Source organism: Cellulosilyticum sp. ST5, from assembly GCF_046529625.1.
GTDB classification, from domain to species: Bacteria; Bacillota; Clostridia; order Lachnospirales; family Cellulosilyticaceae; genus Cellulosilyticum; species Cellulosilyticum lentocellum.
The window spans coordinates 1424336-1436435 of the sequence record NZ_CP132338.1 but is presented as its reverse complement, the minus strand read 5'-3'; the positions used below and the strand labels follow the sequence as shown (position 1 = coordinate 1436435).

The window sequence follows — 12100 nt, the reverse complement described above, 5'->3', positions numbered from 1 at the left end:
TGCATCTTATTAAGCAAGTGTATTTACTAAACGTGTTAAAGAAGATTTTTTACGAGCAGCAGCGTTTTTGTGGAAGATTCCTTTTGCTGTTGCTTTATCAATTGCTTTAACTGCATTTACTAAAGCTACTTTTGCTGCAGCTTGATCATTAGCTTCTACTGCAAATCTAACTTTTTTGATTTGAGTTTTAACTGCTGATTTAATTGCACGGTTACGTGCAGTTTTTGTTGCGATAACTAAGATACGTTTTTTTGCTGATTTAATATTTGCCATTTGATGGCACCTCCATTCATATTCTTGGACACGGTTTGGGGAACTATGAACGGTTTTAACAGGACTCATTATAGTATAAATACCGGACAAAGTCAATGTATACCCATAAAAATAATGGTCAAACTACCTAATGTACGTAAGATATTTGCCATTAAACATTATAATCAATCTTTTAAACAGAGTAAAGGCAAAGCCGAAAAAAAGGAAGTGAATTTATGGATGGATATGAAAAAGTAGGAAATTTCTCGCCAAGAACAGATTTGGCAATTGAAATTAGTAATGCCCTTAAGTTAGATAGGGATGATTCTTATGAAATACCTGGGGTAGAAGTTAAACAAAAAGCCTTGGAAGAAGGAGCCTTAGCTGTAACAAAGGTATGTATATTAAATACAGAAGGCGAAAAAAATATGGGGAAACCTATAGGGGATTATATTACTATTGAATCAAATGGCTTAAAGCAAAATAATCCAGAGCTTCATGAAAAAATAATTAGTGTGCTGGCAGAAGCTATTAAATCCCTTTTGCCAGAAAAAAAGCAAGACCCATTAAATATATTAGTTATTGGATTAGGTAATCGTTTTGCTACGCCTGATACATTAGGTCCCAAAGTAGCTAATCAAGTATTTGTAACCAGACACATGGCACTTAAAGCACCAGAGCTTCTAGATGAAGGTGTATGTTATTTAAGTAGTTTTGCACCTAGTGTTATGGGACTAACTGGTATAGAAACAGCAGAAGTTATACGTGGTGTAGCAGACAATGTTAAACCGGATTGTATTATTGCCATTGATGCTTTAGCTGCTAGAAGTGCAACACGCATTAATACGACGATTCAGATTACAAACACAGGTATTTCTCCTGGTGCAGGAGTAGGTAATAAGCGTAAGGAACTTAATGAAGCTACTATTGGATGCAAAGTAATTGCTGTAGGTGTACCTACTGTAGTAGATACAGTGACTTTAGTTTCCGATGCTTTAAATGATCTTATTTCGCATATGCTAAAGCAAGCTGAACATTCACCTTTTTATGATGTATTAAAAGACTTAACAGAAGAGGAACATTATCAATTAATAAAAGAAAGTATTTATCCTGAAATAAGTGATTTATTTGTAACACCAAAAGAAATAGATGAGGTGATGGAATATTTATCAAGCATTGTAGCTAATGGTATTAATCTAGCAGTTCATCCTGGCATGACATTAAAAGATATTAATAAATATACTTATTAGTCATAAAATAATATACAAGCCTATACAATAATAAAGAATGGTGTAGGGGGGGATATATGTGTTAAAACTTGAAAAGATTATAAAGCACTATGAGATTAATTTTCGACTAAACGGCTATAAAAAAATGATTCTTTATATAGGTATTATTAGTTCATTGATGATTAATATATATAGCTTGCAGCTTAAAGGATACCCAGTCGGAGAGCTTTTTTTTTCTGAGGCATTACCTAAATCTTCTTCAACATATAAAACCATATTCTTTAAACAATATGGCTATTTATTTTCTGGTGTTATAATTGGAGAACCTTTAAGTTTGCTTGCTAATGCTATTCCTTATATAGAAGAAAATGAAGGATTTAAAGCCTCTTACAATGAAATAGTGGGTTATTTTACACCTAATGATTTAAAAAATCAAAAAATATCACAAACTAATGAGCAAGTAAAAGAAACACAAAATGATAGAACTTCTCAAGTACAGGAGAAGGTTTCAATTGAAGCTCTTAAAGATCCACAATATGTATTTAATCGTTATATGACTGCTTCAGCAGAAATGGAATTTGGAGTAGATATGATAAAGGAATGGGATTTTTCTAAGCTTGCTCAGCAACCTATACGTTTAAATGAATCTATAAAAGGACCTCAAGTTCTTATTTTCCATACACATTCTAGAGAAGATTATATGGGTGGACTAACTGTTATAGAGGTGGCAGAGGCATTAAAAAAAGAATTAGAAGATGAATATGATATTGCTGTATTACATATAGAGGACTCTTTTTATGAGGAAAGTAATAAAGGAAAGTTTCCTACAGGTGGAGAATATGAACGAATGGAGGCAAAGATTAAGCAAGTAATCGAAGAAAACCCTTCTATATCTGTAGCCATTGATTTACACCGTGATGGGGTAGATGACAAAGTCCATTTAGTGACAGATATTAATGGTAAACAAACAGCTAAGGTGATGTTGGTAGCCCCTTTATGTCGCAATCGTAATGTGGCAGGCCAAGTTGTAAATAAAGTGGATTTACCCAATCCATATCTAGGTGATAATTTAGCTTTTGCCCTTCAAACACTTTTAACTGCCAATGAATATTATCCAGGTTTTTCGAGAAAAATTTTCTGTGATGAATGGCGTTATAGTACTCATATGAAACCTCAGTCTCTTTTAATGGAATGGGGGGCACAAACTAATACAGGAGAAGAAGCTCTTAATGCTGTGGAACCTATGGCACAAATTTTAGCTAAAGTTCTAGGAAAAAGCTAATGAAACAAAAAGATTGATACAAAAAGAAGGGCTATGCTATAATGAAACGAAAAGAATAGACAAAAGAAATAAGGAGGGGCAAAATGTCTCTTTCAAAACAATCGAAAATAAGAAATTTCTCTATCATTGCCCATATTGATCATGGTAAGAGTACACTTGCGGACCGTATTATTCAAATGACGGGTACACTTACAGCACGCGAAATGCAAGAACAAGTTCTAGACAATATGGATTTAGAAAGAGAACGAGGGATTACCATTAAATCACAAGCGGTAAGGTTGGTATATAAAGCAAAAGATGGGGAAGAGTATGTATTTAATTTAATTGATACTCCAGGCCACGTTGATTTTAACTATGAGGTATCTAGAAGCCTGGCAGCTTGTGAAGGTGCTGTGTTAGTTGTAGATGCAGCACAGGGTATTGAAGCACAAACACTTGCTAATGTTTATTTAGCCTTAGAGCATGATTTAGAAATTATGCCGGTTATTAATAAAATCGATTTACCAAGTGCTGACCCAGAACGTGTCAAAGAAGAAATAGAAGACATTATTGGGTTAGATGCTAGTCATGCACCACTCATTTCAGCTAAGACAGGACTTAATGTGGAAGATGTATTAGAACAAATAGTGACTCATATCCCAGCACCAACAGGTGATATGGATGCACCACTTAAAGCGTTAATTTTTGACTCATTATATGATCCTTATAAAGGAGTTATTGTATTTTGCAGAATTAAAGAAGGAACACTTAAGCAAGGTATGCGTGTACGTATGATGGCTTCCAAGACTGAATTTGATGTGGTAGAAGTAGGAACTTTTGGTGCCGGACAATTTAGGCCAAGTGAAGAAGGCTTAATTCCAGGAGAAGTAGGTTACTTTACAGCAAGTATTAAAAATGTAAAAGATACGCATGTAGGAGATACAGTAACAGATGCCACTAATCCAGCTGATGCTCCTTTACCTGGTTATAAAAAAGCTAATCCAATGGTGTACTGTGGTCTTTACCCAGCAGATGGTGCAAAATATGGCGACCTTCGTGATAGCTTAGAAAAGCTTCAGCTTAATGACGCAGCCCTTGTATTTGAACCTGAGACCTCTATTGCTTTAGGCTTTGGATTTAGATGTGGTTTCTTGGGACTACTTCATATGGAAATTATCCAAGAACGTTTAGAACGTGAATACAATTTAGACCTTGTAACAACAGCACCAAATGTTATTTATAAAGTACATCAGACTAATGGAGAGGTCATTGAACTCTCTAATCCAGCTAATCTACCAGATCCATCTTACATTAAATATATGGAAGAACCAATGGTTAATGCTAAAATTATTGTACCAACAGAATATGTGGGAGCTGTTATGGAACTTTGCCAAGAGCGAAGGGGAATCTACTTCGGAATGGAATATTTAGAGGCCACACGTGCCGTGCTCAATTACGATTTGCCTCTTAATGAGATTATTTATGATTTCTTTGATGCGCTTAAATCAAGAACAAGAGGTTATGCTTCTTTTGACTATGAAATGAAAGGTTACCAAGAATCTAAATTAGTTAAATTAGATATCTTAGTTAACAAAGAAATTGTAGATGCTCTTTCTTTAATTGTTCACGAAACAAATGCAGTTCATAAAGGAAGAAAAATCGTTGAGAAGCTCAAGAAAGAAATTCCAAAACATTTATTTGAAATTCCAATTCAAGCAGCTATTGGTAATAAAGTCATTGCTAGAGAAACAATCAGTGCTATGCGTAAGGACGTTCTTGCAAAATGCTATGGTGGTGATATTTCACGTAAGCGTAAATTATTAGAAAAACAAAAAGAAGGTAAAAAACGTATGCGTCAAGTAGGTAACGTAGAAGTACCACAAGAGGCCTTCATGAGCGTACTTAAATTAGATGAATAGAGGAATAGATTATGCCAATTGGACTTTATATCCATATTCCTTTTTGTGCATCTAAGTGCTATTATTGTGATTTCCTATCTTTTAAAAGACATGAAAAACAAGAAGCCTACGTGGATGCACTGATTCAGGAAATGGAACAAACTAAAAAAGATCTAGTAAGTGGCACAACTATAAAGTCCATTTTCATAGGTGGTGGTACTCCAACAGTACTACCACCCCTTTTATTGGACAAATTATTAAAAGCTGTTGTGTCATGTTTTAATATAGAGCCTGATGCTGAATGGACCATTGAAGCTAATCCAGGGACAATAGATATAGAGAAGCTTCAGGTTCTAAGAAAGTATCCTATTACTAGAATAAGCTTAGGTTTACAGTCTACTCATGATGACTTACTAAGAAAAATCGGAAGAATTCATACCTTTAAGGATTGGGAAGAAAGTATACGGCTTATTAAGCAACATACTTCATGGGAAATTAATACAGACTTAATGTTTGCACTTCCAGGACAAACAGAAGAGGCCTTTCTTGAGACTTTAAATACAGTTACGGCTTATGATATAGAACACTTATCTGTTTACGCGCTGATTATAGAAGAAGGTACAACTTTTTATAAGCTTTATGAAGAAGGCAAATTAGAAGTAGCATCGGATGAGTTGGATCGCCGAATGTATCATACAGCGCAACGTTATTTAAATGATAAGGGCTATATTCAATATGAAATTTCAAATTGGTCAAAGCCAGGTAAGAGTTGTAAGCATAATGCAATTTATTGGCAATTAGAACCGTATATAGGAATAGGCCTAGGAGCACATTCGTTGATGAATCATGCTAGATATTATAATGAAACAAATATGGAAGCGTATTTATCAGCAGCAGGTAATCTTTCCTTACTAAGGAAAGAAGAAGAGCAACTTACTAAAGAAATGGCAATGCAAGAATACATGTTTTTGGGGCTTCGTTTACTTCAAGGTATTGATACATTAGCATTTGAGAGACGTTTCGGAGAAAGTGTGTGGCAAGTTTATAACGAACAATTAACCAAATGGATAAAATATAATGTACTTGTAAAAGATAAAGAAAGAATCTATTTATCACCTTATGGTTTAGATGTTTGTAATGAGGTTTTTGCTTCTTTTTTATAAATACAAAATTCTTTAGATAGGATATTGACAACTGAAAATTTTAGTGATATCTTTATTTTATAGTTAGCACTCGTTAATGGTGAGTGCTAACAACAAGAAGGAAGTGATAGGATGGATATAGACGGACGTAAGCTGAAAATACTTGAAGCAATCATTCGTGATTATATAGAAACAGGAGATCCTGTTGGTTCTAGAACTATTTCTAAGAAGTACGATTTAGGCGTTAGTTCTGCTACCATTCGTAATGAAATGGCAGACCTAGAAGAACTCGGTCTCATTGTGCAGCCACACACTTCTGCAGGAAGAATTCCTTCTGATAAAGGATATCGCCTTTATGTAGATGGTATGATGCAACGTACACACATTGAACCAGAAATAGAAGAGATCATTTTAAAGATGATCAAAGAAAGAGTGAATCGTATTGATACACTAGTGGAAGAAACTGCTAAACTTATTGCAATGCTCACTAATTGTGCAACCATTGCTAGTACACCTTCTATTACTCAAGTACGTATTAAGCACCTTCAACTTGTTCCAATAGATGAGCATTCTGTAGCATGTGTGATTGTGACAGATACGAATAGCGTGAAAAATCACATTATCCCTACACCTAAAGCTATTGATTTTAATATGTGTAACGCTTTAACACACATTTTAAATGAAAGCATAAAAGGAAGCACACTAAGTCAAATTAGCTTGGATAAAATACGAGTATCTATTGAAGAAAAAATGAAAGAATACAGTACCATTGCAGGAAGTGTATTAGAGGCTATTGATAAAACCTTGCATCAAGAAGATATGCCAGATATTTATATACGTGGTGCCAATAATATTCTTGACTTTGAGGAATTCAATAACAAAGAAAAAGCAAGAGAATTATTTAAAGTATTGGAAGAAAAGCCATATTTATTACAAGTGTTAGATCATACACCACCTAACACCATTACAATCCGTATTGGAGAAGAAAATATACTAACTCCAATGAAAGATTGTAGTGTAGTAACAACAAGTTACAGCATAGGGGAACATACCATTGGTAACATAGGTATTATTGGTCCAACACGTATGGATTATGGTCAAGTCGTTTCAGTACTTGAATACGTCTCTCATCATATAACGAATATGTTAAGAGAAATGAATGACTCTTAACGTGAAAGGGTGAAATCATGGAGGAAAATAAAAAAGTTGATGAAGTACTAGAGGCTGATCAAGTGTCAGAAGTAGAAGAAAGTGCATCTGCTGAAGTAGAAGATCCTAAAGAGACTGAAGCTGTAGAAGCTGAAGTTGTAGAAGAAATACCTGAAGAAACAAAGGAAGAATCAGATAAATCAGCAGAATATCTTGAACGCTTACAACGTTTAATGGCGGAGTTTGATAACTACAGAAAACGTAGTGAAAAAGAAAAATCTGATAGCTATGATTTTGCAGTAAGTAATACAGTAGCTGAGTTATTACCTGTTATTGACAACTTTGAACGTGCCCTTCAAGTAGAAAGTGAAGATAAAAACTTCTATACAGGGGTGGAAATGATTTATAAACAGTTAATGAGTATGCTTGAAAAGTTGCATGTAACATCAATTGAAGCAGAAGGCAAAGAATTTGACCCAAATCTTCACAATGCGATTATGCACATAGATGATGAAGCTTATGGAGAAAATATCATTGCTAAAGAACTTCAAAAAGGTTATTTATATAAAGAAAAAGTGATTAGACATAGTTTAGTCCAAGTAGCAAATTAATATTAGTTTAGTAGGAGGAAAATAATCATGGGTAAAATTATAGGAATTGACTTAGGAACAACAAACTCTTGTGTATCTGTTATGGAAGGTGGAAAACCAGTTGTTATCGTTAATGCTGATGGTAATAGAACAACACCATCTGTTGTTGGTTTTAGTAAAACTGGTGAAAGACTTGTAGGGGATGTGGCAAAACGTCAAGCTGTTACAAATCATGAAAGAACAGTAATCTCCATTAAACGTCACATGGGAACAGACTACAAAGTAAATATTGATGATAAGAAATTCTCTCCACAAGAAATCTCAGCAATCATTCTTCAAAAATTAAAAGCTGATGCAGAAGCTCACCTTGGTGAAAGTGTAACAGAAGCAGTCATTACTGTACCAGCGTACTTCACAGATAGCCAAAGACAAGCAACTAAAGATGCTGGACGTATCGCAGGTCTTGATGTAAAACGTATTATTAATGAACCAACAGCTGCTGCTTTAGCTTATGGTCTTGATAATGAACATGAACAAAAAATTATGGTATATGACCTTGGTGGTGGTACATTCGACGTATCTGTTATTGATATCGGTGATGGTGTCATTGAAGTACTTGCAACAAGCGGTGATAATCACCTTGGTGGAGATGATTTTGACCAAAAAGTAATTGATTATTTAGTATCAGAATTCAAAAAACAAGAAGGCATTGACCTTTCAGCTGATAAAGTAGCAATGCAACGTTTAAAAGAAGCTGCTGAAACAGCTAAAAAAGAACTTTCACAAAAAACAAGTGCCAATGTACTTATTCCATTTATCTGCAGTGAAGGAAAGAGTCTAGATGTAACCATTACACGTGCTAAATTCGACGAATTAACACAAGATTTAGTAGAAAGAACAATGGGACCAGTTAGAACAGCACTTAGCGATGCAGGTCTTAACGCTTCAGAACTTGATAAAGTATTATTAGTTGGTGGTTCTACACGTATTCCAGCTGTTCAAGATGCTGTAAAACGTATTACAGGAAAAGACCCATTCAAAGGTATTAACCCAGATGAATGTGTTGCTGTAGGAGCAGCTATTCAAGGTGGTAAACTTTCTGGTGAAGCTGGTTCAGGAGATATTCTTCTTCTTGACGTAACACCTCTTTCACTTGGTATTGAAACAATGGGTGGTGTAGCTACAACAGTTATTCCTAGAAATACAACTATCCCAACTAAGAAATCACAAGTATTCTCAACAGCAGCAGATAATCAACCAGCCGTTGATATTCATGTAGTTCAAGGTGAAAGACCAATGGCTAATGACAATAAAACGCTTGGTAACTTTAAATTAGATGGTATTATGCCAGCTCCACGTGGGGTACCACAAATTGAAGTAACATTTGATATTGATGCTAATGGTATTGTTAAAGTATCTGCCAAAGACCTTGGAACAGGTAAAGAACAACACATTACAATCACAGCTAGCACAAATCTTAGTGATGATGAAATTGAAAAAGCTGTTAAAGAAGCAGAACAATTTGCAGCTGAAGATAAAAAACGTAAAGAAGCTATCGATGTTAAAAATGAAGCAGACAGTATGGTATTCCAAACAGAAAAAATGCTTAAAGACATGGAAGATAAATTAGAAGCTGATGATAAAGCTAAAGTGGATGCAGCACTTACAAAATTAAAAGAACTTAATGAAAAAGCTGTTATCGGTGCTATGACTGATGAACAAGTTGCTGAACTTAAAGCAGCTAAAGAAGAGTTAACAACAGTATTCTATGGAATCTCTGAAAAATTATATAGTCAAGCAGCACCAGATATGGGCGCTCAAGATCCAAATGCAGCAGCTGGTGGCAGTGCAAAAGATGACGATGTCATTGACGCTGATTTCAAAGAAGAATAAGATAGAGTATGAAACGGTCAAAGAGTACGTCTCTTTGACTGTTTCTGTGTTCACTTATAAGGACAAATAAATGAGATAATAAATTTGAGTAGTGGTGGTGAAAAGCGTGGATAAAAGAGATTATTATGAAGTCCTCGGCATAAATAAATCGGCTCAGGACGCAGAAATAAAAAAAGCTTATCGTAAATTAGCAAAAAAATATCATCCAGATGCTAATCCGGATAATAAAGAAGCAGAAGCTAAGTTTAAAGAAGTAACAGAAGCTTATGAGATTTTAAGTGATCCTGATAAAAAAGCAGCTTATGATCGCTATGGCCATGCCGCTTTTGAACAAGGTGCTGGCGGTGCTGGTGCTGGCGGCTTTGGTGGTTTTGGCGGTTTTGGTGGCTTCGATGGGGACATCGACCTTGGAGATATTTTAAATGGTATGTTTGGTGGTGGCTTTGGTGGAAGTAGTAATCGTAGACGTTCAAGAGGCCCAAGACCAGGGGCTGATATTAGACAGACCATTCAAATTAGCTTTGAAGAAGCCGCTTTTGGCTGCGAAAAAGAACTTTCTATTAATACTTCTGAAATCTGCGGCACATGTAATGGTACCAAAGCTAAACCTGGAACCTCTACATCTACATGTACAAAATGTGGTGGTACGGGACGTGTTGTAGTGACACAACGTACGATTATGGGTATGATGCAAACAGAACAGGTTTGTGATGTTTGCCAAGGCGAAGGTAAAGTCATTAAAGAAAAATGTACGACTTGTCATGGGCATGGTAAAGTAAGAACCGTTAAAAAAGTAACTGTATCTATTCCAGCAGGTATTGACCATGGTCAGACGTTACGTGTATCTGGCAAGGGTGAAGTGGGAGATCCAGGAGCACCAGCAGGTGACTTACTTGTAACAGTTTCAGTCAAATCACATCAAGTATTTGAACGTCATGGCCAAGATGTTTATATGCGTATGCCAATTAGCTTTACTCAAGCAGCTTTAGGAGCAGAGCTTTCTATTCCAACTTTAGATGGTAATGTGAAATTTACCATTCAACCAGGTACACAAACTTCTTCTAAATTTAGACTACAAGGCAAAGGTATACCAAGCTTACGTAATAGCAAACAGCGTGGTGACCAATATGTAGAAGTTTATATTGTAGTACCAAAGAATCTGACTGAAAAGCAAAAAAGCATCCTAAGAGAATTTGAACCGGAAGCAGGCGAGCAGGCAGAAGAATCTAAAAAAGGTTGGCAACACATTTTTAAAAAAAATAAATAATGTAAAGATAAGAAGTAAAAGCAAAAGGCTATACACTTGGATAATCTTCAAAGGTATAGCCTTTTATTCTTATGCATAAGGAAAGGACGGCTAAGCTTCTTTAGAAGTGTGTTCTATTTCCTGTTTTGAAAAAGATTCATGTGATTTGAGATAGTCTCTTATAGCATAAAGGACATCTCGTAATGGCCAGCAAATCAAATAAATAATAGCAATATACATGATAAGTTGCAAAATAACTTGTCCATAAATAAAAACATAATTAATGAAGTTACCATTAGTCATAAAAACACCTCCTTTATGTTAATGTTACAAATAACAAGGCGAATCATACATCCAATTTATGTGGAAAATGGTATGAAGGAGGGTGAAAATGGACATAGCTTGAATTATAAAATACTTTCACTTATAATATGAACTATTACAGATAGATGGAGATGAAATAATGAATTGGTTAGAAGTAACTATAGATACATCCAAACAAGGATTAGAAACAATAACAGGTATATTATTACAACTGGGCGTTACGGGATTTGTGATTCAAGATCCTGATGATTTTGATGAATTTTTAACTTATCAAGGTAAAACTTGGGATTACATGGATGAAGATGTAGAAAAACTTAAAGATTGTCCGACTAATATCAAATTCTATTTAGCAGAGAATATGCAAGGACAAGAAACTTTTAAGGAAATTAAAAAGACGTTAGAACGTATGAAAGATTCACCTGAAGGAGCAGATTACGGCTCATTAGAAATGAGTCTAGGTAACGTTAACGAAGAAGACTGGGCAAATAACTGGAAAAAGTATTTTAAACCTTTTGAAGTAGGTGAGAAATTTGTTATTAAACCTACTTGGGAAAGTTATAATGAAAATACAAACCGAATGATTTTAGAAATAGATCCTAATTCATCTTTTGGAACCGGTCAACATTATACGACTCAACTTTGTATTGAACAATTAGAACAAATCATTAAGCCAGATGCCGAAGTACTTGATATGGGATGCGGCAGTGGTATTTTATCGATTGCAACACTTTTATTAGGTGCACAACATGTAACAGCAGTAGATATTGATCAAAATTCAGTCGATATTGCAAAAGATAATTTTATACAAAATGGTATGAAACAAGGCCAATTTGCACTTCATTGTGGCAATGTTATAGCAGATGAAGCATTAGTTAAGACCATTGGACAAGGTTGTTATGACGTAGTAGTAGCCAATATTGTGGCAGACGTCATTATTGGCATGAAGGAACTTTTAAAGGACTTCCTCAAACCAGGAGGAACACTCATTGCTTCAGGTATTATTAGTGATCGCAGTGAGGAAGTGAAAGAACATTTGGAGAGTGTCGGATTTACGGTAAAACATATGACAGAGAAAAATGATTGGGTAGCCATTATGGCTGATTTTTAAACGAGAAG

11 protein-coding genes are annotated in these 12100 nt (G+C 35.1%); 9 read left to right on the top strand and 2 right to left on the bottom strand.

Features of this window, described 5'->3' with window-relative positions; translation table 11 throughout:
* Nucleotides 1–9 precede the first annotated feature (9 nt).
* Complete coding sequence (gene rpsT / locus QTL86_RS07100) at nucleotides 10–273, bottom strand: 30S ribosomal protein S20 (protein ID WP_013657130.1); 264 nt, start codon at nucleotides 271–273, stop codon at nucleotides 10–12.
* Nucleotides 274–488: 215 nt separating this feature from the next.
* Between rpsT and gpr the strand changes: the two genes are divergently transcribed.
* From gpr to dnaJ, 8 genes are all read left to right on the top strand, one after another.
* Nucleotides 489–1502 carry a GPR endopeptidase gene (gpr, locus tag QTL86_RS07095; RefSeq protein ID WP_127066599.1) on the top strand — a complete coding sequence of 338 codons (1014 nt, stop codon included), beginning with the start codon at nucleotides 489–491 and terminating at the stop codon, nucleotides 1500–1502.
* Nucleotides 1503–1560: 58 nt separating this feature from the next.
* Nucleotides 1561–2763 (top strand): stage II sporulation protein P, encoded by a 1203-nt coding sequence (locus QTL86_RS07090; RefSeq protein WP_127066600.1) that lies wholly within the window; start codon nucleotides 1561–1563, stop codon nucleotides 2761–2763.
* A gap of 83 nt (nucleotides 2764–2846) precedes the next feature.
* On the top strand, nucleotides 2847–4661 hold the full coding sequence (gene lepA / locus QTL86_RS07085; protein ID WP_013657133.1) for a translation elongation factor 4: 1815 nt from the start codon (nucleotides 2847–2849) through the stop codon (nucleotides 4659–4661).
* An 11-nt stretch (nucleotides 4662–4672) separates the two neighbouring features.
* Nucleotides 4673–5803 carry a radical SAM family heme chaperone HemW gene (gene hemW / locus QTL86_RS07080; RefSeq protein ID WP_410496866.1) on the top strand — a complete coding sequence of 377 codons (1131 nt, stop codon included), beginning with the start codon at nucleotides 4673–4675 and terminating at the stop codon, nucleotides 5801–5803.
* Between the two features lie 111 nt (nucleotides 5804–5914).
* Entirely contained in the window at nucleotides 5915–6952 is a 1038-nt protein-coding gene (gene hrcA, locus QTL86_RS07075; RefSeq protein ID WP_127066602.1) for a heat-inducible transcriptional repressor HrcA, read from the top strand.
* A 17-nt stretch (nucleotides 6953–6969) separates the two neighbouring features.
* A complete protein-coding gene (grpE, locus tag QTL86_RS07070) occupies nucleotides 6970–7542 on the top strand; it encodes a nucleotide exchange factor GrpE (RefSeq protein WP_127066603.1) in 573 nt (190 codons plus the stop codon).
* Between the two features lie 27 nt (nucleotides 7543–7569).
* Nucleotides 7570–9414 (top strand): molecular chaperone DnaK, encoded by a 1845-nt coding sequence (gene dnaK / locus QTL86_RS07065; RefSeq protein ID WP_127066604.1) that lies wholly within the window; start codon nucleotides 7570–7572, stop codon nucleotides 9412–9414.
* A 106-nt stretch (nucleotides 9415–9520) separates the two neighbouring features.
* Nucleotides 9521–10681, top strand: a complete 1161-nt coding sequence (gene dnaJ, locus QTL86_RS07060) for a molecular chaperone DnaJ (protein WP_127066605.1) — start codon at nucleotides 9521–9523, stop codon at nucleotides 10679–10681.
* Between the two features lie 90 nt (nucleotides 10682–10771).
* Here the strand turns inward: dnaJ and QTL86_RS07055 are convergent, their stop codons facing one another.
* The gene (locus QTL86_RS07055; RefSeq protein ID WP_013657139.1) at nucleotides 10772–10963 is read right to left on the bottom strand and encodes a hypothetical protein; all 192 of its coding nucleotides are present in this window, start codon (nucleotides 10961–10963) and stop codon (nucleotides 10772–10774) included.
* A 160-nt stretch (nucleotides 10964–11123) separates the two neighbouring features.
* Between QTL86_RS07055 and prmA the strand changes: the two genes are divergently transcribed.
* Nucleotides 11124–12092 carry a 50S ribosomal protein L11 methyltransferase gene (gene prmA, locus QTL86_RS07050; protein ID WP_127066606.1) on the top strand — a complete coding sequence of 323 codons (969 nt, stop codon included), beginning with the start codon at nucleotides 11124–11126 and terminating at the stop codon, nucleotides 12090–12092.
* The last annotated feature ends 8 nt before the right edge of the window (nucleotides 12093–12100 follow it).

Coding starts and splice junctions, on each gene's coding strand:
- rpsT (WP_013657130.1), bottom strand. CDS start 273: ATGGCAAATATTAAATCAGCAAAAAAACGTATCTTAGTTATCGCAACA.
- gpr (WP_127066599.1), top strand. CDS start 489: ATGGATGGATATGAAAAAGTAGGAAATTTCTCGCCAAGAACAGATTTG.
- lepA (WP_013657133.1), top strand. CDS start 2,847: ATGTCTCTTTCAAAACAATCGAAAATAAGAAATTTCTCTATCATTGCC.
- hemW (WP_410496866.1), top strand. CDS start 4,673: ATGCCAATTGGACTTTATATCCATATTCCTTTTTGTGCATCTAAGTGC.
- hrcA (WP_127066602.1), top strand. CDS start 5,915: ATGGATATAGACGGACGTAAGCTGAAAATACTTGAAGCAATCATTCGT.
- grpE (WP_127066603.1), top strand. CDS start 6,970: ATGGAGGAAAATAAAAAAGTTGATGAAGTACTAGAGGCTGATCAAGTG.
- dnaK (WP_127066604.1), top strand. CDS start 7,570: ATGGGTAAAATTATAGGAATTGACTTAGGAACAACAAACTCTTGTGTA.
- QTL86_RS07055 (WP_013657139.1), bottom strand. CDS start 10,963: ATGACTAATGGTAACTTCATTAATTATGTTTTTATTTATGGACAAGTT.
- prmA (WP_127066606.1), top strand. CDS start 11,124: ATGAATTGGTTAGAAGTAACTATAGATACATCCAAACAAGGATTAGAA.